This window comes from Paracidovorax avenae ATCC 19860, assembly GCF_000176855.2.
Classification (GTDB): Bacteria; Pseudomonadota; Gammaproteobacteria; order Burkholderiales; family Burkholderiaceae_C; genus Paracidovorax; species Paracidovorax avenae.
Genome location: NC_015138.1, coordinates 4,355,721 through 4,379,683, shown reverse-complemented (window position 1 = coordinate 4,379,683; position 23,963 = coordinate 4,355,721). Strand labels below are relative to the sequence as shown.

Annotated in this window: 22 protein-coding genes; 13 read left to right on the top strand and 9 right to left on the bottom strand. The window is 69.7% G+C overall.

Annotated elements, in window-relative coordinates:
- The first annotated feature begins 3 nt into the window (after positions 1-3).
- The 7 genes from pcaD to ACAV_RS19000 all read left to right on the top strand — a co-directional run bounded on the left by pcaD (position 4) and on the right by ACAV_RS19000 (position 5,885).
- Entirely contained in the window at positions 4-804 is an 801-nt protein-coding gene (gene pcaD / locus ACAV_RS19030; RefSeq protein WP_013596209.1) for a 3-oxoadipate enol-lactonase, read from the top strand.
- A 6-nt stretch (positions 805-810) separates the two neighbouring features.
- On the top strand, positions 811-1,884 hold the full coding sequence (locus ACAV_RS19025) for a cyclase family protein (RefSeq protein WP_013596208.1): 1,074 nt from the start codon (positions 811-813) through the stop codon (positions 1,882-1,884).
- A 117-nt stretch (positions 1,885-2,001) separates the two neighbouring features.
- Positions 2,002-2,298 (top strand): YciI family protein, encoded by a 297-nt coding sequence (locus ACAV_RS19020; protein WP_013596207.1) that lies wholly within the window; start codon positions 2,002-2,004, stop codon positions 2,296-2,298.
- Between the two features lie 47 nt (positions 2,299-2,345).
- Complete coding sequence (locus tag ACAV_RS19015) at positions 2,346-3,080, top strand: SDR family NAD(P)-dependent oxidoreductase (protein ID WP_013596206.1); 735 nt, start codon at positions 2,346-2,348, stop codon at positions 3,078-3,080.
- A 73-nt stretch (positions 3,081-3,153) separates the two neighbouring features.
- Positions 3,154-4,491, top strand: coding sequence for a short-chain fatty acid transporter (locus ACAV_RS19010; RefSeq protein ID WP_013596205.1), 1,338 nt, complete (start codon positions 3,154-3,156; stop codon positions 4,489-4,491).
- A gap of 57 nt (positions 4,492-4,548) precedes the next feature.
- The gene (catC, locus tag ACAV_RS19005) at positions 4,549-4,833 is read left to right on the top strand and encodes a muconolactone Delta-isomerase (RefSeq protein ID WP_013596204.1); all 285 of its coding nucleotides are present in this window, start codon (positions 4,549-4,551) and stop codon (positions 4,831-4,833) included.
- A gap of 65 nt (positions 4,834-4,898) precedes the next feature.
- Complete coding sequence (locus ACAV_RS19000; RefSeq protein ID WP_013596203.1) at positions 4,899-5,885, top strand: tripartite tricarboxylate transporter substrate binding protein; 987 nt, start codon at positions 4,899-4,901, stop codon at positions 5,883-5,885.
- 121 nt (positions 5,886-6,006) lie between these two features.
- On the opposite strand, the gene ACAV_RS18995 is transcribed toward ACAV_RS19000, so the two are convergent.
- The 9 genes from ACAV_RS18995 to ACAV_RS18955 form a co-directional block, all read right to left on the bottom strand.
- Positions 6,007-7,839 (bottom strand): glycoside hydrolase family 15 protein, encoded by a 1,833-nt coding sequence (locus ACAV_RS18995; protein ID WP_041828821.1) that lies wholly within the window; start codon positions 7,837-7,839, stop codon positions 6,007-6,009.
- Positions 7,829-8,695 carry an SDR family oxidoreductase gene (locus tag ACAV_RS18990; RefSeq protein ID WP_013596201.1) on the bottom strand — a complete coding sequence of 289 codons (867 nt, stop codon included), beginning with the start codon at positions 8,693-8,695 and terminating at the stop codon, positions 7,829-7,831. The genes ACAV_RS18995 and ACAV_RS18990 overlap by 11 nt, the downstream gene beginning before the upstream one ends.
- A gap of 45 nt (positions 8,696-8,740) precedes the next feature.
- Positions 8,741-9,187: a MarR family winged helix-turn-helix transcriptional regulator gene (locus ACAV_RS18985; RefSeq protein WP_041829352.1), complete on the bottom strand. Its 447-nt coding sequence runs from the start codon at positions 9,185-9,187 to the stop codon at positions 8,741-8,743.
- A gap of 140 nt (positions 9,188-9,327) precedes the next feature.
- Positions 9,328-10,311: an XdhC family protein gene (locus tag ACAV_RS18980; RefSeq protein ID WP_013596199.1), complete on the bottom strand. Its 984-nt coding sequence runs from the start codon at positions 10,309-10,311 to the stop codon at positions 9,328-9,330.
- Position 10,312: 1 nt separating this feature from the next.
- Complete coding sequence (locus tag ACAV_RS18975; protein ID WP_013596198.1) at positions 10,313-12,595, bottom strand: xanthine dehydrogenase family protein molybdopterin-binding subunit; 2,283 nt, start codon at positions 12,593-12,595, stop codon at positions 10,313-10,315.
- A gap of 14 nt (positions 12,596-12,609) precedes the next feature.
- A complete protein-coding gene (locus ACAV_RS18970) occupies positions 12,610-13,287 on the bottom strand; it encodes an N-carbamoylsarcosine amidohydrolase (protein ID WP_013596197.1) in 678 nt (225 codons plus the stop codon).
- The gene (locus ACAV_RS18965; RefSeq protein ID WP_013596196.1) at positions 13,284-14,369 is read right to left on the bottom strand and encodes a 2,5-dihydroxypyridine 5,6-dioxygenase NicX family protein; all 1,086 of its coding nucleotides are present in this window, start codon (positions 14,367-14,369) and stop codon (positions 13,284-13,286) included. The genes ACAV_RS18970 and ACAV_RS18965 overlap by 4 nt, the downstream gene beginning before the upstream one ends.
- 239 nt (positions 14,370-14,608) lie before the next feature.
- Positions 14,609-15,445, bottom strand: coding sequence for an alpha/beta fold hydrolase (locus tag ACAV_RS18960; RefSeq protein WP_013596195.1), 837 nt, complete (start codon positions 15,443-15,445; stop codon positions 14,609-14,611).
- Between the two features lie 10 nt (positions 15,446-15,455).
- On the bottom strand, positions 15,456-16,235 hold the full coding sequence (locus ACAV_RS18955) for a maleate cis-trans isomerase family protein (RefSeq protein WP_013596194.1): 780 nt from the start codon (positions 16,233-16,235) through the stop codon (positions 15,456-15,458).
- Positions 16,236-16,557: 322 nt separating this feature from the next.
- Here ACAV_RS18955 and ACAV_RS18950 point away from each other — a divergent pair, with 322 nt between their 5' ends.
- The 6 genes from ACAV_RS18950 to ACAV_RS24230 all read left to right on the top strand — a co-directional run bounded on the left by ACAV_RS18950 (position 16,558) and on the right by ACAV_RS24230 (position 23,887).
- A complete protein-coding gene (locus tag ACAV_RS18950) occupies positions 16,558-17,715 on the top strand; it encodes an FAD-dependent monooxygenase (protein ID WP_013596193.1) in 1,158 nt (385 codons plus the stop codon).
- Between the two features lie 30 nt (positions 17,716-17,745).
- Positions 17,746-18,288, top strand: a complete 543-nt coding sequence (locus ACAV_RS18945; protein ID WP_013596192.1) for a (2Fe-2S)-binding protein — start codon at positions 17,746-17,748, stop codon at positions 18,286-18,288.
- Positions 18,285-21,224 carry a c-type cytochrome gene (locus tag ACAV_RS18940; RefSeq protein ID WP_013596191.1) on the top strand — a complete coding sequence of 980 codons (2,940 nt, stop codon included), beginning with the start codon at positions 18,285-18,287 and terminating at the stop codon, positions 21,222-21,224. Before ACAV_RS18945 ends, ACAV_RS18940 begins: the two co-directional genes overlap by 4 nt.
- 213 nt (positions 21,225-21,437) lie before the next feature.
- Positions 21,438-22,754, top strand: coding sequence for an MFS transporter (locus ACAV_RS18935; protein ID WP_013596190.1), 1,317 nt, complete (start codon positions 21,438-21,440; stop codon positions 22,752-22,754).
- 86 nt (positions 22,755-22,840) lie between these two features.
- Positions 22,841-23,299: a MarR family winged helix-turn-helix transcriptional regulator gene (locus ACAV_RS18930; RefSeq protein ID WP_041829348.1), complete on the top strand. Its 459-nt coding sequence runs from the start codon at positions 22,841-22,843 to the stop codon at positions 23,297-23,299.
- A gap of 99 nt (positions 23,300-23,398) precedes the next feature.
- A complete protein-coding gene (locus ACAV_RS24230; RefSeq protein WP_013596188.1) occupies positions 23,399-23,887 on the top strand; it encodes a DUF4189 domain-containing protein in 489 nt (162 codons plus the stop codon).
- Positions 23,888-23,963 lie beyond the last annotated feature (76 nt).

The following is a 23,963-nucleotide window of genomic DNA, read 5'->3' as shown; positions in this document are numbered from 1 at the left end:
GGCATGGCCATGAACGAGGTGCTGAAGACCGCGGGAGGCAACTTCCGCGTGCGGGTGGAAGGGCCTGTCGATGCGCCGGCCCTGGTGTTCTCCAACTCCCTGGGCACCACGCTGGAGATGTGGGATGCGCAGGCCGAACGGTTCGCACGCACCCACCGCGTGGTGCGCTACGACACGCGCGGCCACGGCGGCAGCGTGGTGTCGTCCGGGCCGTACACCTTCGACCAACTGGGTGGCGACGTGGTTGCGCTGCTCGATGCCCTGGGCATCGAAAGGGCCGCCTTCTGCGGTATCTCGATGGGCGGCTTCACCGGTCTCTGGCTCGGCGTGAACGCGCCGCAGCGGCTCGAGCGCCTGGTGGTGGCCAACAGTGCCGCGAAGATCGGTACCGCCGACGGGTGGACCGCGCGCGCCGCCATGGTGCGCGACAAGGGCACGGCCGGCATGGCCGAGCTGGCCGCTTCCTCGCCGGGGCGCTGGTTCACCGACGCCTTCGCCGCCGCGCAGCCCGACGTGGTGCGCCGCGCCCAGGGCTGGATCGCGGGCATCGCGCCGGAAGGCTACGCCGGCTGTTGCGAAGCCCTGGCCCACGCCGACCTGCGCGCGGCCATCGGCGGCATCGCGGTGCCCACGCTGCTCATCGCCGGCACGGCCGACCCGGTCACCACGGTGGCGGATGCGCAGGCCATGCAGGCCGCCATCGCCGGGGCCCGCGTGGCCGAACTGCCGGCCTCGCACCTGTCCAACCTCGAGGCGCCGCAGGCCTTCGATGCCGCGCTCGCGGATTTCCTGCAAAGGGACTAGGATTCCATGGAACAGCCACAGCCCGCGAACCCCCGCTGGAAGCAGCGCCCGCCCGGCTCCACCTGGGGCGACTTCGGGCCCGACGACCAACTGGGCCGCCTGAACCTGCTGACACCCGACAAGGTGCGCCAGGGCGTGGCCGAGGTGCGCGAGGGCCTGGCGTTCGCGCTGAGCCTGCCGCTGGACTATCCCGGCGGCAGCGCGCTCAATCCGGCCCGCCACCCGCCCGTGCTGCGGCCCACGCTGCGCAAGGGGTTGGTGAATTTCAACTGCCTGATGGCCGAACTGGAGCCGGGCCGCACGGACGTGATGTCCGACGACCTGGCCATCCTGTACCTGCAGTACTCCACGCAGTGGGACAGCCTGGCGCACGCCGGATCGCTGTTCGACGCCAATGGCGACGGCCTGCCCGAGGCGCTCTACTACAACGGCTATGCGGCGGGGCGGCACATCGTCGGCCCGCAGGACGTGCGCGACACCGGCGTGCCGGCCACGCCGGGCGCTGCCGGCACCAGCACCTCGGCCGCGCACGCCCTGGGCATCGAGGGCATGGCGCGCACGGGCGTGCAGGGCCGCGGCGTGATGATCGATTTGCGCGCCCACCTGGGCGATGTGCGCACGCTGGTCGGCTATGACACGCTGATGCGCGTGCTCGACGGCGACGGCGTGGCGGTGGAGACGGGCGACATCGTCTGCCTGCACACGGGCTTCGCCGACGTGGTGCTGGGCATGCGCCGGCATCCCGATCCGCAGGTGCTGCACAACGCCTGCGCGGTGCTGGACGGCCGCGACGAGAAGCTGCTGCAGTGGATCACCGACAGCCAGCTCGCCGCCATCGCGGCGGACAACTACGCCGTCGAGGGCCTGCCCGCACGCCCCGGGCCGGCCTGCTGCGCGGCGCTGCCGCTGCACGAGCACTGCCTGTTCAAGCTGGGCGTGCACCTGGGCGAACTGTGGCACCTTACGCCGCTGGCGCGCTGGCTGCGCGAGCACGGCCGCCAGCGGTTCCTGCTGACGGCACCGCCGCTGAACCTGCCTGGCGCCGTGGGCTCGCCCGTGACGCCCGTCGCCACGGTCTGAGACCGCCACTCTCCGGGCCAGCGGGCCCGGGAGCCGCTCCAACCCCGAACACGCCGCAGGTCCCCGGCCAGCGGCGTCCGCCATGTGCCGGCCCGCCGCGCACGGAAAGAACACGCCATGCCTTTCATCATCGAGACCTTCGACAAGCCCGGCCACCAGCACGTGCGCCAGGCCACGCGCGCCGCGCACCTGGAATTCCTGGACGGCCACAAGGACCTGCTGCTGGCCTGCGGGGCCAAGCTGGACGACGACGGCCGGGACCTGGGCGGCGGCCTCTACGTGGTGGCGCTGGACTCGCGCGAAGCGGCGCAGCGCTTCATCGAGTCCGATCCCTTCCATGCCGCCGGCCTGTTCGAGCGCGTGGTGCTCACGCGCTGGCGCAAGGCCTACGTGGACGGACAGTGCTACCTGTGAGCCGCTCGCTGCGGCGCGGCATGACCTATTCCCCTGAAGGATTCCCCATGACGAACTCCCTTGCCTCCTCCGTGCGCGAGCGCGTCCTCATCACCGGCGGCGGCGCCGGCATCGGTGCGGCGACGGCAGAACGCTGCCGCGCCGACGGCTATGAGCCGGTCGTCATCGACCGCGTGGTCGACCATGTGCCCGGCGGCATCCAGGCCGACCTGTCCAACCCCGCCGAGACGGCGCGCGCACTGCAGCAGGCGCTGGCGGGTGGCCCGATCACGCGGCTGGTCAACAACGTCGGCATCGTGGTGCCGGCCGGGGCGGCCGAGCAGACGCTGGAGCAGTTCGACCTGGCCGTGGCGCTGAACCTGCGCTGCAGCCTGCAGTGCATGCAGGCGCTGCTGCCGGGCATGCAGGCGGCCGGCTTCGGGCGCATCGTGAACATGTCGTCGCGCGCCGCGCTCGGCAAGGAACTGCGCACCGCGTATTCGGCCACCAAGGCCGGCCTGATCGGCATGACGCGCGTGTGGGCGCTGGAACTGGGGCGCCACGGCATCACGGCCAACGCCATCGGGCCGGGGCCCATCCGCACCGAGCTGTTCGACCGAGCCAACCCGCCGGATGCGCCGCGCACGCAGGCCATCATCGATGCGGTGCCCGTGAAGCGTGTCGGCACGCCCGACGACGTGGCGCATGCGGTGTCGTATCTGCTCGATGGGCGCAGCGGTTTCGTTACCGGGCAAGTGCTCTACGTCTGCGGCGGCATGACCGTGGGGGTCGCGGGGGTCTGATAGCCACCGCGCATTGCCTCGCTTCCGCCTTCGTTCTCTCAGAAATCCACACGACACCAAAGAGACAATTCGCATGTCGAAAATCACTGCCTTCTTCACCGAACTGATGCGGCGCTACCTGCCCGATCCGTTCGTCTTTGCGATCCTGCTCACGCTGCTCACCATGGCGCTGGCCTTCGGGGTGGAGAGCCGCCCGATCGACGCCGTGGTGCAGGACTGGGGCAAGGGCTTCTGGAGCCTGCTGGCCTTCACGACGCAGATGGCCGTGATCCTGGTGATGGGCTACGTGCTCGCGGCCGCGCCCATCGTGGACCGCTTCCTCGACCGCATCGCCGCGCGCGTGAGCACGCCGCGCCAGGCCATCATCGTCGCGACCATCGTGGGCGGCGTGGGTAGTTACCTGAACTGGGGCTTCGGCCTGGTGATCGGCGGCATCATGGCGCGCAAGCTGGCACTGAAGGTGAAGGGCGTGCACTATCCGCTGATCATCGCGGCGGCCTACACGGGCTTCACGATGTACAGCCTGGGCTTCTCGGCGACGATCCCGGTGCTCATCTCGACCAAGGGCCATGCCTTCGAGGGCACCATGGGCCTGATCCCGCTCACGCAGACGATCTTCTCCGCGCCCATCCTGCTCACCAGCCTGGCCGTGCTGATCGCGCTGCCGCTGCTCAATGCCGCCATGCACCCCAAGCAGGGCGAGAAGGTGGTCGAGCTGGACCCGGCCACCGTGGCCGAGACGAAACCCGCGGCCAGCGCCGAGGGGCTGCTGGGCGACGAGAAGACGCTGGCCTGGCGCCTGAACAACAGCCGCCTGCTGAGCCTGCTGATCGGGCTGTGCGGCATGGCGTACGTGGCCATGCATTTCATCCGCGGCGGCAACCTCGACCTGAACATGATCAACTTCTTCATCCTGTTCCTCGGGGTGCTGCTGCTGGGCACGCCGATGAAGTACGTGGAGAAGGTCAACGAGGGCGTGAAGACCATCGGCGGGATCATCCTGCAGTTCCCGTTCTACGCCGGCATCATGGCGATCATGCACGGCTCGGGGCTGGTGGAGTCCATCGCGCACGTGTTCGTGAACATCTCCACCGCCGCCACGCTGCCGCTGTGGGGCCTCGTGAGCTCCTTCGTGATCAACTTTTTCGCGCCCTCGGGCGGCGGCCACTGGGTGCTGCAAGGCCCGTTCATGATCAATGCGGCCACCACGCTGGGCGCCTCGCAGGCGCAGACGGCCATGTCGGTGATGCTGGGCAACGGCTGGAACGACCTCGTGCAGCCGTTCTGGATCCTGCCGGCGCTGGCGCTGTCCAAGCTCAAGCTCAAGGACATCATGGGCTACACGGTGGTCTCCATGCTGCTGGTGGGCGCCATCTATGCCGTGACCATGCTGGTCTGGCCGCATCTGTGAGCGCAGTCCGCTTTCCGTTTTCTATCGACATCCCAACCATTCCCCAAGGAGCAACCCATGCTGTTCATGGCTGAAATGACCGTCCGCATCCCGTCCACGCTGGCCCCCGAAGTGGCCGACGAGATCAAGCGCAAGGAGAAGGAGTATTCGCAGCAACTGCAGCGCGATGGCAAGTGGCGCCACCTGTGGCGCGTCGTCGGCGAATACGCCAACGTGAGCATCTTCGACGTGTCCGGCAACGACGAGCTGCACGCGATCCTGAGCGGGCTGCCGCTGTTCCCGTACATGGAGATCAAGGTGACGCCGCTGGCCAACCACCCGTCGTCCATCGTGCAGGAGTGAGGGCGCGCCGCTCGCTCGCCGCACAGCATCGCCATCCATAACGAAGAGATCCGAGGAAACAAGCCATGACCATCGCCCACTCCACCTTCCGCCGCGGCCTGATCGCCGCCGCTGCCGCCTGCGCCCTGCTGCCCGGCCTCGCCGCCGCCCAGGCGTTCCCGAGCAAGCCCATCACCATCATCGTGCCGTTCGCGGCCGGCGGCACCACCGACATCCTGGCGCGCATCATCGCCCAGGGCATGGGCGCCGAGCTGGGCCAGTCGGTGGTGGTGGACAACCGCGCCGGCGCGGGCGGCAACATCGGCGGCCAGGTGGCGGCACGCGCTCCCGCCGACGGCTACACGCTCTTCATGGGCACGGTGGGCACGCACGCCATCAATGCGGCGCTCTACAGGAAGATGCCCTTCGACCCGGTGAAGGACTTCGCTCCCCTGACGCGCGTGGCCAACGTGCCCAACCTGCTCGTCGCCAACCCCGCGCAGCCCTTCAAGACGGTGCAGGAGCTGATCGCCTACGCCAAGGCCAACCCGGGCAAGATCAACTTCGGCTCGTCGGGCAGCGGCAGCTCCATCCACCTCTCGGGCGAGCTGTTCAAGAGCATGGCCAAGGTGGACATGCAGCACGTGCCGTACAAGGGCAGCGCGCCGGCCGTGACCGACCTGCTGGGCAACCAGATCGCGATCATGTTCGACAACATGCCCTCGGCCATCCAGCACGTGCGCTCGGGCAAGCTGCGCGCCATCGCCGTCACCACGGCCAAGCGCTCGCCCGAACTGCCCGACGTGCCGACCATTGCCGAATCCGGCGTGCCCGGCTACGAGGCCACGTCGTGGTTCGGCATGTTCGCGCCGGCCGCCACGCCGGCGCCCGTGGTCGCCAAGCTCAACGCCACCATCGTGAAGGTGCTCGCGCAGCCCGACATCCGGAAGAAACTGGCGGAGCAGGGGGCCGAGGCCGCCGGCGAGACGCCTGCGCAGTTCGCCGACTTCATTCAGAAAGAGAGCGTGAAGTGGGGCCGGGTGGTGAAGGAGTCCGGCGCGAGCGTCGATTGATGCGTTCCAGGAGCGGCTCACACGGTCCGGCGGAGCGGTTCTGGCGAGGTGTCGCATCGCAGGCAGTACGACCGGTACGACAAGATGCGGCAACGAAGCCAGAAGGGTCGTGTGGGCTCCCCTAAGGCTGCCAGACCGGCCGGTAGGCCGGATCGAGCCTGCGGTCCAGGAAGTAGGCGGCGCTGATGAACGCGAGGTGGCTGAGGGCCTGGGGAAAGTTGCCGAGCGGCAGGCCGCGGACATCGACTTCCTCGGCAAACAGCCCCAGGTGGTTGGCATAGGCCAGTCCCTTGGCCATGTGGATGCGGGCCTCATCGAGCCTGCCGGCGCGGGCCAGGCACTCCGCGTACCAGAACGTGCACGTGGTGAACGCGCCCTCGTCGCCGCCCAGGCCGTCATCGACGCGGTAACGGTAGACCAGCCCGTCGTCGCACAGCTGCTCGCCGATGGCGTCCAGCGTCTGGAGCCAGACGGGGTCGGTCGAAGAGACGAAGCGCACGAGCGGCATCATCAGCAGGGCCGCGTCGAGTTCCCTGCCGCCGCGTTCCTGCACGAAATAGCCATGCTCGGGGTGGCGGAAGTTTGCCCATATGTCGGCCACGATCTCATCGCGGGTCTGAGCCCAGGCGACCAGCGGCGCGGGAAGGGAGCGCTTCCTGGCCAGGCGGATGGCACGGTCCAGTGCAACCCAGCACATCACGCGGGAATGCAGGAAATGGCGTGGCGCCGAGCGCATCTCCCAGATGCCTGCGTCCGGTTCGTTCCAGTGCTCGATCACGTGGTCGACGATGGCGCAGACATGCTGCCAGCCCTGGTAATGGATGGGGTCCCCGTACTTGTTGGAGAGGTAGGCGCTGTCGAGCAGCTCACCATAGATGTCGAGCTGGATCTGCTGCTGCGCCGCGTTGCCGATGCGCACGGGCCGGCTGTCCGCATAGCCCGCCAGATGCGGCAGTTCCTGCTCCTGCGCCGTGGCGGAGCCATCGAGCGCATACATGATCCGCAACGGGTGGTCGCGCTCCGCCCCCACGACCCTTTGCCCGACCCAGTGGTTGAAGCGGTTGGCCTCCTCGGTGAAACCGAGCCGGAGGAAGGCGTAGACGGTGAACGAGGCATCGCGGATCCAGGTGGCGCGGTAATCCCAGTTGCGCTCCCAGCCCTCGGCTTCCGGCAGGGAGAACGTCGCCGCGGCTGCGATGGACCCGTGGCGGGCCGACGTCAGCAGCTTCAGGGTCAGTGCCGAGCGCAGCACCTGTTCGCGCCAGCGCCCCGTGTAGGTCGATGTGGCGTGCCAGGAACGCCATGCCTGCGTGGTGGCTTCGATCTGCTCCAGAATCGCTGCGTCGCCCGGACGGGGCACCCGGGGGGCACCGAGGAAGAACCATGCACTCTCGCCTTTGGACAGGGTGAAACGGGCCCGGGCGCTGCCCTCCTCCGCTTCGAGCGGGGCGGACGAAAAAAAGTCGAGGGTAGTCTCCCGGCCGCCGAAGCGCACGCCGCCCTCGATGGCGACCACCTGCGGGGTCTCGCGTGCGTAGTCGAAGCGGGGCGCGCAGTGCACCGTGAATGCCACCGTCCCGCTCGTCACCGTCAGGCGCCGTATGAGACCGCGCGCACCGTGGCCTGTGCGCTGGCGGGCCTCGGGTTGCGGCATCAGATCGACCACCTCAGCGCTCCCGTCCTTCCCCATCCAGCGTGTCACCAGGACGTTGGTGTCCGGAACGTAGAGCTGGAGGTTGCGGGGCTCTGCCAGGTCGGGCTGGATCTCGAAGGCGCCGCCCCGGCCCGGGTCGAGCAGGTCCGCGAAGACCGTGGGACTGTCGAGCGTGGGCCAGCACAGGTAGTCGATCGCGCCGTCGCGTGCGACCAGGGCCACCGTCTCGAGATCGCCGACGATGCCATGGTCTCCAATCGTCCGGAGCGCTCCAGTCGTCGATGACGGATTACGAGCCATGCCGGGCAAACTCATTGCGATGGTCCCGGATGAAATCGTCGAAGCTGTGCGCACGCTGGCCGGTGAGGCGCTCGATTTCGAAGGTGGGATCGATGTCGTGGTGGCCCGCCACGACGTCTGCGAACTGCACGACCAGGCCCTTGGCCATCCATGCCGAGTTGCCGGTCAGCCGCAGCATGGTACGGAACACGAACGTCGGCAGGTCCAGGTAGCGTACCTTGTGTCCGACCGCGTGCGACAGCCGCCTGGCTGCCTCGGTCATGTCCAGCGTTTCCGGCCCGGTCAGGAAATAGGTGGCTCCTGCGTGGCCCTCCTGCGTCAGAACAGTGGCCGCGACCCGGGCGACGTCACGGGTATCGACCCAGGACACCGATCCATCGCCCGTCACCTGGGGCAGGAAGCCCTTGGCGATCGGCTTCTTGAACCACAGGAAATTCTGCATGAAGGCGGTGGGCTTCAGGAGGGTCCAGCCGATACCCGCGCCGCGCAGGTGGTGGTCGATGAGCGCGTGGGTGCGCGCCCACGGAACCGGCGTTCGCACATTCCCGTCGGAGGCGGAAATCTTCACGATCCGGCCCACGCCTGCACGCTTTGCGGCGTCGATGGCTCCCGTTTCCTGGGTGAACTGGTCGGGGTTGGGTGGCGTGATGAGGAACATGGTGTCGCAGCCCTGCATGGCAGCAGGGAGCGTTTCAGGCCTGTCGAAGTCGCCAAGGACGGCATCCATGCCCTGTTGCCTGAATTGGTCCACCTGTTCCTGCCTGCGCGCCATGGCGCGAAAAGGCTCTTTCGCTGTCTTCAGCAGCCTGCACACTTCACCGCCGATGCCGCCGGTGGCTCCACAAACCAGGATCATGTCAAAGGCTCCTTATGCGTTGGAAAAAAACAGGTGTGGCACCGGCTAGTCGAGCCGCTCCGAGATCACCTCCACCATCGCGCGGAGGGTGGCGACAGCGCCGCGGATGCGGGCTGTGCCGATCCGCTCGGCGATGGCCTGATCGATCGGCGCCACGGCGCGCTCGGCGCGGGTCACGGCATCCAGGCCGGCACGCGTCAGCACGACGAGCTTGGCGCGGCGGTGATGGGGGTTGGGCTGGAACTCGACCAGGCCTCGTTCTTCCAGCAGGTCGACGATGCGCTGCACCGCCTGGCGGGTCAGCCCCATGTTGCGGGCGATGGATGCGACGGCCAGCGGGCCCGCTGAATACCGCAGCGCGGCAAGTACCTGCCACCAGGCGCTGGTCAGGCCCAGGTGGGCCACGAGTTCGTTGCCCGCATTCAGCAGGCGCCCATTCGCCGCGAAGATCGCCAGCGCCAGTTCACGGACATCCATGTGGGGGTCGGACATGCGCAGCATATTTCTATGTTGACAACATCTTGTCAATAAGACGGGAAGGCGCCGTTGTAGGCCGGTGCCGCGATCCACTGCGGGGGAAGCGGAGGGCAGGGTGTGAACACGACCGCGGAGCGGCCACGCAGCGCCGGAAGTTACGCGCCCGCAGGCACGCCGTTCTTCGCGGCCACCACCTCGGCCACCATCGAGAGGGCGATCTCGGCCGGTGTCCTGCTGCCGATGAAAAGGCCGGCGGGGCCGTGCAGGCGATCCATCTCGGCGTCGCTCAGGCCGAAGTGCCGTTGCAGCCGTTCGCGGCGCCGCATGCTGTTGTTGCGCGAGCCGATGGCGCCGACATAGAAGGCCTGCGAGCGCAGGGCTTCGATCAGGGCCAGGTCGTCGAGCCTGGGGTCGTGGCTCAGGGCGAGAACGGCCGTGCGGTCGTCGTCGCGCAGGGCGAGGACCACGTCGTCGGGCATGTCGTGCGTGAAGGCGATGCGGCCCTGCGCCCAGGCGGGGGCCTGCTCCAGGCGCGGGTCGCACAGCACGATGTCGAAGCCGACGTTCACCGCCATCTGGCAGGCGTAGTACGCGGTGTCGCCCGCGCCGATGACCACGAGCCGCGCGACCGGCGCGAAGCAGGCCACGAAGCGGTCCGCGTCCAGTACCGGCGCGGCGGCCTGTGCACGGTCGCGCAACCCCACCTCCCCGGTGGCCAGGTGCAGCGTGCGCTCCACGCAACGCCGCCGTGCGCAGACCTCCATCAGTTCCGGCAGCCGGCTGCGCTCCCGCAGCGGTTCCATCACCAGTTCCACCGTGCCGCCGCAGGGCAGGCCGAAGCGGTGGGCCTCGTCGGCCGAGATACCGTAGCGCAGGACTTCGGGGAGCGCCGCGGCGCCCTCGGCCTGCGCCTGCGCCGTGGCCTGCTGCTGCACGCGTCGCACCAGATCGTCCTCGATGCAGCCGCCCGAGACGGAGCCCGCCACGTCGCCCCGCGCATTCAACGCCATCAGCGATCCGGGAGGCCGAGGGGACGATCCCCAGGTGCGTGCGACGGTCACCAGCCATGCGGGGACGCCGGCCTGCAGCCAGCCGTTGGCCGCGCGCAGCACGAGGCTGTCCAGGTCGCCCGCTTCCATGTCAGCCGGCGAGCGCGGCCCGCACCACGTCCGGGGTGAACGGCGCCTGGTAGAAGCGCTGCCCCGTGGCGTCGAACAGGGCATTGGCCAGCGCGGCCGGGCCCGGCACCGAGGCGGATTCGCCGGCACCCATGGGCGGCTCGTCCTGGCGCGGCATCAGCACCACTTCGATGGGCGGAACGTCGCGGAAACCGATGATGGGATAGCCGCCCCATTCGCGGCTGGCCACGCCCCGTTCATCGAAGGCGACGCGCTCCAGCAGGCTGCGGCTCAGGGTCTGGATGACGTTGCCGTGGATCTGGTGGCGCACGCCGTCGGGGTTGACCATCATGCCCGTGTCCTGGCCGACGACCACGCGCCGCACGGCGATGCGCCCGCTTGCCGGATCGACCTCGATATCGACGACCCAGGCGGCCCAGGCCGCGCCGAAGCCGGGAAAGCGGCTGTGCACGTAGCGCGCATAGGCCACGCCGCGCCCGCGCAGCAGACCATGGGCACCCGGCCGGCCCCGGCTGCCCGGCTGGCCGCGCTGCCAGCCGGCATGGCGTGCCGTGGCGTCGATCAACTCGATGGCGCGCGGGTCGTCCAGGTGCCGGATGCGGTAGTCCACGGGATCGGCGCCGGCCGCCTGGGCCAGCTCGTCGATCATGCAATCGTGGGCGAAGGAATTGGGCAGTGCCGACACGCCGCGCAGCCAGGAAGAACGCACCAGCGGCGCCATGTCGTTGCAGGCGATGCGGCGGCTCGCATAGCGGTAGGGCGGCACGGCGGTGCGGTCGCCCATCTCCAGCGTGCGTGGCTCGCCCGGCACACGGCCGGTGAGCAGCAGGGCCAGCAGGGGCGCGTCGTTGGAGGGGTAGCGCACGGCGAAGTCGCAGGCCAGCAACTCGCCCCTCTGGCCAATGGCGGCGCGCACGTCCATCAGCTGGCCCGTGCCCTTGGGCTCCCACTGGTGCTCCTGCTCGCGCGTGAGCTGCACGCGCACCGGCGCGCCCACGGCCATGGAGAGCAGGGCTGCGTCGGCGCAGACGTCGTCGGCGCAGTTGCGGCCGTAGCAGCCCGCGGCCTCCAGGCGCACGATGTCGATGCGGTCTTCGCCCAGCCGCAGCAGCCGATCCAGGTCGGTGCGCAGCATGTGCGGGTTCTGCGTGCCGGACCACACGGTGAGCTGGCCGCCCTGGAAGTCGGCCACCGCGCAGGAGGGGCCGATGGAGGCATGCATCTGGTAGGGCCAGACGTAGCTGCGCTCCAGCACCGTGGCGGTGCGCGGGTCCGCGAAGGCGGCGTCCACGTCGCCCTCGTCCACCAGCGCGCGGCGCTGCGCCGGGTTCGCACGGATCGCGCCGGCCACGTCGCGCAGGTCGGGCGCGGGCGGCACGGGCCGCCATTGCACGCGCAGCGCGCGCAGGGCGGCGATGGCCTGTTCCTCGCGGTCGGCGACCACGCCGACGAAGTCGCCCTCGGCGACCACCTGCACGTTGCCGGGCAGATGGGCGACGGAGGCATGGTCCACCGCGACGAGGCAGTGGCCGATGAAATCGCCGCCGTCGCGGCCGGGGTGCGGCGGGCGCACGACGCGGCCATGGCGCATGCCGGGCACGCGCACGTCGTGCACGAAGCTCAGCTCGCCGGTGGCCTTGGCGGGAATGTCCACGCGCGCAGCGCCGCGGCCCACCAGCCGGTATTCGCTCGCGGGCTTGAGCTTCACCGGCTGTTCGGGCGGCGCCAGCGGCAGGCGCAGGCGCTGCCCCTGCAGTAGTTGTCCGTAATGGAGCGTGCGCGCATCGGCGCCCTCCGCGAAGCGCACGAGACCGTCGCGTGCCTGCAGTTGTCCGGCATCCACGCCCCATTGCGCGGCGGCGAGCACCAACAGCTGCTCGCGCGCCTGGGCCGCCGCGCGGCGCAGCGGCACCGCGGAAATCTGGATGCTCGCGCTGGCGATGGTCGGCCCCTGGTTGGGCGATGCGGCCGTGTGGCCCAGCACCATCTCCAGCCGGTCCAGGGGCACTTCCAGTTCTTCCGCCACGATTTGCGCCAGGGCGGTGCGGATGCCGGTGCCCAGGTCCACGTGGCCGTTGAAGGCCAGCGCGCGCCAGCCCGCTTCCGCACCGGGGTCGGCCAGCACCGCCACGAAAATCTCGGGCGTGGCCTGCACGTAGTCGGTGCCCGATCCGGGCTGCCCCGGCGCGGGCTTCGGAGGCGCCACGGGCTGGCGCACGACGAGCAGGGTGTCGGGGCGGTCCAGCAGCGGGGCGTGCAGGTCGTGGGGCTGGAGCAGGTTCATGGAACGGCGTTATCTCAACGCGCGAGCGTGCCGGTATCGGCCAGGGCCTGGTCGAGGGGCATCACGGCCGCGTACTTCTGCGCCATGTCGAACAGGTTGGCCTCGTGCGGGCCCAGGGCGCGGTCGCCGCAGCAGTCGGCCACCACCAGCGGGCGGAAGCCCGACTGCATGGCATCGACCACGCTGGCGCGCACGCAGCCGCTGGTCACGCAGCCGGCCACCAGCAGCGTCTGCACGCCGCGCTGGGCCAGCCAGGGCGCGAGCATGGTGCCGAAGAAGGCTGAGGGCGTGCTCTTGCGCACCACGTATTCGCCCGGGGCGGGGGCCAGCTCGGGCACGATGGCGCTGGCCGGGCTGTCCTCCTTCAGCGTCAGCATGCCGGGTACCTTCAGGCAGAAGATATTGCTGTCCGCGTCGTCGTCCGAGAACACGATGCGGCTGTGCGCCACCGGCCAGCCCCGTTCGCGCGCATGGGCGAGCAGGCCGCGCGTGCGCGCGATCGCCTCTGGAATATTGCCGCCACCGAACACGGCCGGGTCGGCGAAGCCGTTCACGAAGTCGATGATCAGCAGGCCGAAGGGCGCCTTGAGCGGCAGCGGCGTGCCGAAGCCCTGGCGGGCGTAGGCGGAGATGTCGCCCTGCACGCCCGCGGTGGGAATGTCCTGGGCGCCGGTGGTGGTGGCGTTCGTCATGCGGTGTCCTTGCCTTGCGGGGATTTTCTGGCGGCGCGCGCCAGTCCTGGTTCGTCCTGCACCACGCCGTCGATCACCACGGGTGTGCCGTCCAGCGCCACGGTGCAGTGGCGCATGGGGATGTCGATGTGGCAGGCGGTGGTGCGGCTGCCGCCGGCTTCGTTGTTGGGGCCCATGGACCAGAGGAAGTTGCCCTCGAAGGCCCGCGCGTCCATGCCGATGTGGGTTTCCTTGTTGTAGTGCGCCAGCATCGACCAGTGGGCGCGGGGCTGCAGGCCCCAGCCGACGTGGGAGACGGCATAGGCCTCCGGGTCCTCGTACGAGGCCATGTACTCCTGGAGGATCTCGGCCTGCAGGCCGCCGCTGATGCGCGTGACGTAGCCCTTCTCGATCGTGAGTTCGATCGGCTCGGTCACGTAGTCCTTCATCGGCAGCAGGATGTCGCCGCGGTCCAGCACCACGCGGCCGTGGCTTCCACCTTCGTCGGGCCAGGTCAGCACGAAGCCGCTGGGCCAGTGGTCCCACCGGCCGGGCTCGTCCACGAAGCCGTATTCGCAGATGGCGGGGAACTCGCCCAGGGCGCAGCGCAGGTCGGTGCCGGCAGCGGAGGTGATGTGCATCTGCCTGGCCGTCTCGATGCGCTTCGACGCGGCCTGCACGCGCGCGCGGTCGGCCTCGGTGGGCACCAGGCGGCACAGCACCTCGGGCGGCTCCACGGCCAGCAGGATCTTGGTGCCGGTCTGCAGGATCTCGTGCTGCTCGGGCGAGAACAGCAGGGTCATGAGATCGAGCACGAGATCGCTGGCCTTGAGCGCGGCGATGGCGGCGGGGTTGCCGGTCAAAGGCGTCGTGCCCAGGTAGGCCAGCGAATCGCGGCTGAGCGATTTCTCGGCGTTGACGGGCGGCAGGTCCAGCCGGTTGACGCGCGCGCCCAGGTCGCTGGAGGCCGCGATCGCGCAGCGCAGCGTCTGCGGATGCGTGTCGGCACCCGTGAGCACGGTGACGGTCTGGCCGGGCTCGAGCCGGGACAGCGTGAGCACCTGCTTCCAGGCGTGGATCAGATCGTTGTCGCTGACGGACATGCGGGGCTCCTTGGCGTGCGGTAGTAGAAAAAGTGCATTTCAGTTATCCATGGCGTTTCGCGCCACCGGCAGCTCATGAAGCCGGCGCGGAGTCACCCGTCCGATGGCCGCGGAGCAGGCCATGCCAGCAGACGCCGCGGAACGGGCTTCGCCCGGCCGCTGGCGTCGTCCCCCTGCCCGACATGCGCAGCATGGCGAGAGCGGGGGGAAGCGGCGCAGCCGCTCAGGGGGGTGTCGTCTCATCCCACCTTGGCGCCGAGGAAGTCGCCGAGCGCTTCGTAGAAACCGGCCTCGTTGTCCCACGGGATCATGTGCCCGGCGCCGGGCACGCGCACGTGCCGCGTCTGGGGCGCGAGGCCCTGCCACTCGGCCACGTCCGCGTCGCGCACCACGTCGCCGCGCTCGGCGGTGACAAGCAGCAGCGGCTGCGCGATGCGTGGCAGGTCGGCATGGATGTCGTCGCGGCCGAAGTCCTCGAAGCTCTGCACGATGGCAGGCTCGTGGCAGGTGTGCAGCCACTGCGCGCGCAACTGGCGCTGCTCCTCCGTCCAGGTGGGGCAGAACGCGCGCATGGCTTCGGCATCCATGCCCTGCGTGGCCTGGCGGATGGAGTCCACGTACCAGGGCAGGGCGGCCGGGTAGGCGCGGCGGCCGGGGCCGGAGACGGGCGGATCAACGATGACCAGGCGCGTGAGCCCGGCCGGCTGGTTGCGGGCCGCGCGCACCGCGATGCGCCCGCCCATGGAGTGGCCGACCAGGGCCCAGCGCTGCAGGCCCAGTGCCTGCGCCAGCGCAACCACGTCGGCGGCCTGCGCGTCGAGGCCATAGTCCAGGCCCGGGCCGGAAGAGGAGAGGCCGCGCCCGCGCACGTCCAGCACGTAGGTGTCGAACTGGCGGCCCAAGTGCTCGGCGACGAAGCCCCAGGTCACCGCGGGGCTGGTGATGCCGGGGATCAGGATGACGGCATCGCGCCCTGTGCGCTCGCCCTCGGCGCCGCCATAGCGCAGGTAATGCTGGCGGATGCCATTGGCATGGACGTGGCCGCCGTAGCGGAAGGTGCTGGCGTGGTCGCTCATGGAATGCTCCTCAGGCCTTGGCGGCCGTGTCGTACGGATAGGCGCCCGACAGCAGCGCACCCGCACCCGGCACCACCGGGTCCAGGCCCAGTTCCTTCAGGATGGCATAGGTCGTGGCGATGGAGGCCGTGAGCACGGGCTTGCCCGTGGCCGCTTCCACCTGCGCGACCGCGGGCAGCGAGGGCATCTGCACGCAGGCCGACAGCACGATCACGTCGGCATCGGCGTAATCCATGCCGGCGACGATGCCGGGCAGCCTGGCGGGATCGTGGCGGCCCACCTCGAGGTTGTCGGGAATCTCCAGCGCGCGCCAATCGACGATCTCGAAGCCCTCGGCGGCGATGTAGTCCATCACCAGCTGGGTGAGCGGAATCATGTAGGGCGCCACCAGGGCGATCCTCTTCGCGCCCATCACTTTCAGCGCGTCGACCAGTGCGCCCGCGCTGGTGATGACCGGGGCCGTGGCACCGTTGCTGGCCGTGCGTTCCGTCAGGCGCTGCTGGGACACGCGGTGGTAGCCCTTGCCCATCGCCATGATGGCCACGAGGCAGGCATAGCCCAGCACGTCCACGCGCGCATCGCTCAGCTCCAGCGCGCAGCGGTCGCTCTCGGCATCCATGGCGGCCAGCTCTTCCTTCTGCACTTTCTTCATGCGCATGCGGCTGGAGTGGAAAGTGAAGCGGTCCTGCGGACGCAGCGTGGAATGGGCCTGCAGCATGGCGGGCACCTCGGTCTCCATCGTGGTGTTGGAGCTGGGGACGATCTGGCCGATGCGGTATGTCTGGGTCATGGCGTGCCTTGTCGCGCAATGCGCGTTTGATAAAGATCAGATGGGTGTGTACGCTTCATTTTTGCAAAACCCGTGCCTTCTGGCAAACGGCAATTTCATCGGGGTTTGCACCTATGTTGTGCATGAATTGCACCAAAAAATGCAATGGCAGGCTTATCCTTGCACGCCGTGGTGCACTTGATGTGACTCAAGCAATAGAGTGCATACACCTGATTTGGCTGGTTTTCCTGCATGGCATGGATAGTGCTTTTCACCCTGCAAGAGCCTGCCGCAGCAACGGCCGCCCGCCCCGTCCCATCCCCATTCCCGCAAGGAGAGAACCGTGTCCCAATCCCCCCGTATCGCCGTCGTCGGCGCCGGCCTGGGCGGCGCCGCCGCCGCCAAGCTGCTGCTGCAGGAGGGCTTCGATGTCCGCGTGTATGAGCAGGCGCCCAGCTTCTCGCGCCTGGGGGCCGGCATCCATGTCGGGCCCAACGTCATGAAGATCCTGCGCCGCATAGGCATCGAGGACGCGCTCAACGCCCAGGGCTCGCACCCCGACTACTGGTACAGCCGCCATTGGCAGACCGGCGACGTGCTGGCGCAGATCCCGCTGGGCGACTATGCCGTCAAGGAATACGGCGCCAGCTACCTGACCGTGCACCGCGGCGATTTCCACGCGCTGCTGATCGATGCGCTGTCGGACAGCGTGATGGCCTACGGCAAGTTCCTGACGAAAGTCGAGGACCGCGGCGATGTCGTCGTGATGCACTTCGCCGACGGCACGACGGAAGAGGCCGACATCGTGATCGGCGCTGACGGCGTGAACTCCCGCATCCGCGAGGAGCTGCTCGGCCCCGAGCTGCCGAAGTACGCGGGCTACCTCGCCCACCGCGCCGTGTTCCCCACGCCCGAGGTCAAGGCGGGCATGCTGCCCTTCGACGCCTGCGTGAAGTGGTGGAGCGACGATCGCCACATGATGACCTACTTCGTCACCGGCAAGCAGGACGAGCTCTACTACGTGACCGGCGTGCCCGTCGAGCAGTGGGACCTGAACGACCGCTGGCTGCCGAGCAGCAAGGACGAGATGCGCGAGGCCTTCTCGGGCTGGCATCCCACGGTGCAGGCGCTGATCGACGCGACGGTGGAGGTGACGAAGTGGTCGCTGCTGGAGCGCGACCCGCTGCCGCTCTGGAGCCGCGGCCGCCTGGTGCTGCTGGGCGATGCCTGCCACCCGATGAAGCCGCACATGGCACAGGGCGCGGCGATGGCGATCGAGGACGGCGCCATGCTGGCGCGCTGCCTGAAGGAGGTCGGCGCGCACAACCACGAACTCGCCTTCGCGCTGTACGAGGCCAACCGCGCCGGGCGGGCGAGCAAGGTGCAGCGCATCTCGCACGACAACACCTGGCTGCGCACGAACGAGGACCCGTCCTGGTGCTTCGGCTACGACGTGTTCAGTATCCCCCTGGTGGAACCGAAGGTCGCCGCCGCGGCCTGATACTCCCCTGCCGCCGCCGAAACGCTTTCCATGGGACATCCCCTCCAATCCAGCAGCACGGCCCCCGGCCTCCGGCTGAGGGTCAACGGCCGCGCCTGCGACGTGCCCGCCGCGCCCGGCACGGCGCTGCTGCACGTGCTGCGCAACGACCTGGAGCTCAATGGCCCGAAGTACGGCTGCGGCCTGGGCGAGTGCGGTGCCTGCACGGTGCTGATCGACGGTGTGGCCGCGCGCTCCTGCGTGATCCCCGTGCAGGCCGCCGTGGGCCGCGAGGTGACCACGCTCGAAGGGCTCGGCTCGCGCGCATGCCCGGGGCCCACGCAGCAGGCCTTCATCGACTGCCAGGCGGCCCAGTGCGGCTATTGCCTCAACGGCATGGTCATGACCGTCGAGGCCCTGCTGCGCCGCAATCCCCATCCCTCGGAGCAGGAGGTGCGCAGCGAGCTGCACCACAACCTCTGCCGCTGCGGCACGCATGTCGAGATCCTGCAGGCCGCGCTGCGCGCCGCGCAACTGCGTGCGGGCGGCACGGGCGTGGATGGACTGGCGGACGATGCGGGAGTGCGTCCATGAGCCTGCCCGTCCGTTCCATCGCGCCCCCTGTCACGGATGTGCCGGGCGTGCCCGCGGATCTCCTGCACGGGCTGGCCGTGCGGCCCGACCGCATGGGCTGGGACGGGCTGCGCTACCAGGGCGATGTACTGGCCGATGCCCGGCTGGACGATGCGCGTGCCATGGCCGGCGTCGTCGCGGCGGTGCGCAGCGGAAACTTCCTGGGCGTGGTCGCCATGGCACCGGTCCATGCGCAGCAGGCGGCCGTGGCCCTGGCGCCGGTCTGGCGCGGGATGGATGCCGGTGGCGGTGCGCATGAGCCGCTGCCCGGTGCCCCGGTGGGCGATGCGTTCGTCTGGAACCCGCCCCGCACCGACGTGCCTGCCGGCGCGCGCGCCATCGCCTGGTGCATGGGCGACCATGCCAGCCTGTGGCTGCCCCGTTGCGCGCCGGATGTCCAGGCCCTGGTCGCCAGCGAGATCGCAGCGCTGCTGCAACTGCCCGTGCAGGCCGTGCGACTGTTCGTGCTGGACGGCGCTGCGCCGCCCGCGCTGGCATTGATGGACGCGGCGGCCGATGCGGCGCTGCTGTCCCGGGCCGTGGCCCGGCCCGTCAGCGTGACGTGCGGGGTGGGCTGCGAGCCGTGCGCGCTGGCACTGCAACCCGAAGTCCGGCCCTCCATGGTCACCGGCGCCGGCGCAGGCACCGCGTTGCGGCAGGCCCAAGGCGCAGGGCAAGCGCCAGCCCCCTTTGTCTTTTCCTCACCGCTGCCCTGGGCCGTGCGGCCCAGCTGCGCCCGCCTGCTGGGCCAGTCCGATGCGGCTCGCGCTGCGGCCCTGCCCGGCGTGCAGCACGCCGGCACCGTGCAGGGCGGGCGGCATGCACGCCACCTGTCGCAGGCCGGGGTGGACGATCTCAATGCCGCGCAGGTGTTCGCCAGCGAAAGCCTGTGGCACGAACAGGCGCTGGAGCAGGGGCAGGATCCGCTGGACTGGCGCCTGCGGCACCTGCCCGAAGGCCCGGCGCGCGACCTGGCCACGCGCGTGGCGCAGAGCGCGCCGTGGCCCGGGGACGGGCAGGAGGCGGATGGCCGCCTCCACGGCCGGGGCTTCGCGGCCGCCTGCATGCAGAGCCTGGATACCGAAGGCCGGGACCGCGTGGTCTGGAGCGCCTGGGTGGCCGAAGTGGCCGTGCATCCGCAGACCGGCGAGATCGAAGTGACCCGCGTCGCCGCGGGCCACGACAGCCAGCACCTGCAGGCAGCGCAGGGCGCCAGCGTGCACGCGCATACCGTGGAGCACGATGCGCGGTGGCTGGCCAGCGCACGCCGGCTGCTGGGCGCACCGGCCGCCTTCGACACATGGAACAGCCCGGCCTCCACCGAAGAGGCTCCGGCCGCGGGCGGTGAACTCCAGGCGGGAGGGCCGGGCGAAAAGGCCCTCGTCCGGCATGGCCAACTGGACCTGGACGGCGTGGCCACCTTGCCCGCCGCCGCCGCGATCGCCAACGCCATCCGCCATGCCACGGGCGTGCGCCTGCGCGAAGTGCCGTTCCAGACCGAGCCGCTGCGCCTCGCGCTGTCCGGCGAAGCGGGTGCGGGCGGACAGCCGGAGCGCAGCACGCTGCGCCGCGGCCTGGGCTGGCTCGCGGCCGGTGCCGCGGGCATCGCGGGCCTGGCCGCCATGGCGTGGCCACTAAAGCCGGCGCTGCCGCTCACCGACGGGCCCGATGCGTCGCTGTACTCGCCGCAGGCCATCGAGCGCGGCCGCCTGGTCGCGGCGGCCGGCGACTGCGTCGTCTGCCACACCGCGCCCGGCGGCGCCCCGAACGCGGGCGGCCTGGGCCTGGAGACGCCGTTCGGCACCATCTATTCGACCAACATCACGCCCGACACGGAGACCGGCATCGGCCGCTGGTCGTATGCGGCCTTCGAGCGCGCGATGCGCCAGGGCATCCACCAGGACGGCCGCCAGCTCTATCCGGCTTTCCCTTACACGGCTTTCGCCAGGCTCAGCGACGGCGACCTGCAGGCGCTCTACGGCTACCTGATGTCCCGGCCCGCCGTGCAGGCCCGGGCGCCCGAGACGCAATTGGCCTTTCCCTACAGCCTGCGCCCTGCCATGGCCGGGTGGAACCTGCTGTTCCACGACGCCACGCCCTTCCGTGCCGATCCGACCCGCAGCGCCGAATGGAACCGGGGCGCCTACCTCGTGGAAGGCGCGGGCCACTGCGCGGCCTGCCATTCCCCGCGCAACGCGCTGGGCGCGGAGAAGGGCGGCATCCACTACCTGGGCGGCGGCGAGGCCGAGGGCTGGAGCGCGCCCGCGCTCAACCGCCTGGCCGACGGCCCCCGGCCCTGGAGCCGCGAATCGCTCTACCAGTACCTGCGCACGGGCTTCTCCGCGCGCCACGGCGTGGCCGCCGGCCCCATGGCCCCCGTGATCCACGGACTGGCCGAACTGCCCGATACCGACGTGCGCGCCATCGCCACCTACCTGCTGGAACTGCCCGGACGCGCGCCGCAGGCCGCCCCGGCCGCGCATCCTGCACCGGTCACCGTGCCGGCCTCCACCCCGGCCACAGAGGTGGCGGCGCCCGTACGCACCCTGGACCGCCACGCCAGCGGCGAGCGCATCTACCAGAACGCCTGCGCCGTCTGCCACGAGGCCGGCAGCGGCCCGACCCTGTTCGGCGCGAAGCCGCAGCTGGGCCTCAACACCAACCTGCATGCCGCCACGCCGGACAACCTGGTCCAGGTCATCCTCCACGGCATACAGCAACCAGCCAACGACGCCCTGGGCTACATGCCCGGCTTCGGAGACAGCCTGGACGACCGGCAGATCGCCGACCTGCTCGGCTACCTGCGCGCCCGCTTCGCACCCGGGGAGAAAGCGTGGCCGCAGGACACGGACACGGTCCGCCGGCTGCGTGCCGCGGCGCATGCGGGTGCGCCATGACCACATGACCCGGCAAGCGCGGGCCGCGGCATGCGGAGCCGCGGACAAGAAGAGGAAAAGCGGGAGGAAGGTTTTTCGCGATCGGCCCCTCCGGGTGGCGCAGGAAGGGCCGATCGCACCAGGGGTTTTCTGGCAGGGCGCGTGCCGGCACGGCGGCGCGGCCTGGCGGAAGGGGCATATCAACAGCTAGCGGTGACGACCACAGGAGTTCCCATGTCATCTTCATTCGTTTCGGTGGAAAAAGGCATCCAGACAGCGGGTGTCGGCCGGTTCCAGTACCGGCTCTTCGTGATCTTCGGCCTGGTGTGGCTGGCCGACGCCATGCAGGTGCTGTCCATCGGCTTCAGCGCACCGTCCATCGCCAAGACCTTCGGCAAGACGGTGCCCGAGGCACTGCAGACCGGCACCTTCTTCTTCATCGGCATGCTGATCGGCGCCTTCGTCTTCGGCCGCCTGGCCGACCGCATCGGGCGCCGCCCGGTGCTGATGATGGCGGTGGTGATCGATGCCTGCGCCGGCGTGGCCTCGGCCTTCGCGCCCGAGTTCGCCTGGCTGCTGGTGCTGCGCTTCATCACCGGCATCGGCGTGGGCGGCACGCTGCCCGTGGACTACACCATGATGGCCGAGTTCCTGCCCAGCGACCGCCGCGGGCGCTGGCTGGTGCTGCTGGAATCGTTCTGGGCCGTGGGCACCATCTTCCTGGCCATCCTGGCCCTGGTGGCCGTGTCCTGGGGCAACGATGCCTGGCGCGTGATCTTCTTCGTGACCGGCATTCCGGCGCTGGTGGGCGTGGTGCTGCGGTTCTACATCCCCGAGTCGCCCATGTACCTGAACCGCAACGGCAAGTCCGACCAGGCGCGCCAGGTGCTCGAGCGCGTGGCCAAGGTCAACGGCAACACCACGCCGATCCCGCCGCTGCAGCCCGAGAAGCAGGAGCGCAAGTCGCTGTTCGCGCTGTTCTCGGTGGAACTGCGCCGCCGCAGCCTGGCGCTGTTCCTGGCCTGGGCGCTGATCTCCATCGCCTACTACGGCGTCTTCGTCTACCTGCCGGTGAAGCTCGGCAGCGAGGGCTTCGCCTTCATGCGCGGCCAGGTCTTCCTGGTAGTGCTGGCCCTGGTGCAGCTGCCCGGGTTCGCGCTCTCGGCCTACGGCGTGGAGCGCTGGGGCCGCAAGCCCACGCTGATCGGCTTCCTGCTGCTCAGCGCGGTGGGCTGCATGTTTTACAGCCTGGGTTCGTCGCCGTTCGTGGTGATCGGCTCCACCCTGCTCATGAGCTTCTCGCTGCTGGGCACCTGGGGGGCGCTCTACGCCTTCACCCCCGAGGTCTATCCCACCGACCTGCGCGCCAGCGGCATGGGCATGGCGGGTGCCGTCGCGCGCTTCGGCGGCCTGTTCGCCCCGGCCATCATCGCGCCGATCATGGCCACGCATTTCACGCTGGCCTTGGCCGTGCTGTCCGCCATGCTGGTGGGCGGCGCGCTGTCGATCTGGGCGGTGGATGTGGAATCGCGCAACCGCGCGCTCGATTGAAACGGGCCCCCGGCAGCGGCCGCGAGCGCAGTTGCCGGGGGGCGCCGTCCACCAGCCTTGCCATGCGCGCTCCCTACAATCCCAGCATGCCAGACAAGACCGCGACCGAGGATGAGGGGTATGTGTTCTCCGAACAGGTGGGGCATCTGCTGCGCCGCGTGTACCAGCGGCACACGGCGCTGTTCCAGCAGTACATCCCGGACTCCCAGCTGACGGCCGCCCAGTTCGTGGTGCTGTGCTCCCTGCACGACCAGGGCAGCAGTTCCCTGGCCGAGGTGGTGAAGGCCACCGTCATCGACCAGGCCACCATCCGCGGCGTGGTGGATCGACTGAAGCAGCGCGGCCTGATCAGCGTGGACCACGACCGCGTGGACCGGCGCAAGGTGGTGATCGAACTCACGGACGAGGGCCGAGACCTCGTGCGCACCATGCAGCCGTTCGCACGCAGGATCACCCAGAGCACCTACGGCCGGCTCAACCCTGCGGAACGGCTGGCGCTGGATTTCCTGCTGCGCAAGATGCTGGAAGGTGGTGAGGACGAGTAGCCAGCCTTCTTCCGGACCCCGAGTGGAGCGTGCCGAGGTGGCGCCCATGCCGCAGCCGGCCATCGCCGGCGTGAGTGAAAACCAACCCCGTTTCCTGCCATGAACTACATCAAACCGCTCAGCTTCCTGACTGCTTCGCTACTGGCCTGCTGCGGAGCCGCAGCCCAGACGGCCTGCCCCTCGGGCGTCGCCCCCGGCAGCGCGCTGTGCGGCCCAAGCTCCGATGGAGAAGCCGCAGCGCCTCCCCGGCCGACCGGCGAATGGATCAAAACGTGGGGCGCCATCGCTACCTCTCCCAGCGGCAACGGCGGAGTGAGTTCCCGCCAACTGTCCGAAGAGGCTGCCCGGAAAAAGGCTTTGGAGAACTGCAGGAGCGCCGGGACCCGGGATTGCAAGGTGGAGTTCGTCTACCAGAATCAGTGTGTCGCGCTGGTACATCCGGTGCAGGCCATGGGCGCCGCGTTCACCACGGCTGCTACGGCTGAGGAGGCGGTGCGCCTGGGCAAGGCCAGGTGCGCTGAGCTGGGAAAAGGAGAGTGCAAGGTGGCGATCTCCGAATGCTCAGAGCCCGTCTTCAGGAAATTCTGACAGCGCGAAAGCGGAAAGTGGTGCCGCCGCGGAACTTCCTGCTGAACAGGCAGGCCGGCCCATCGGATCCGGGTCC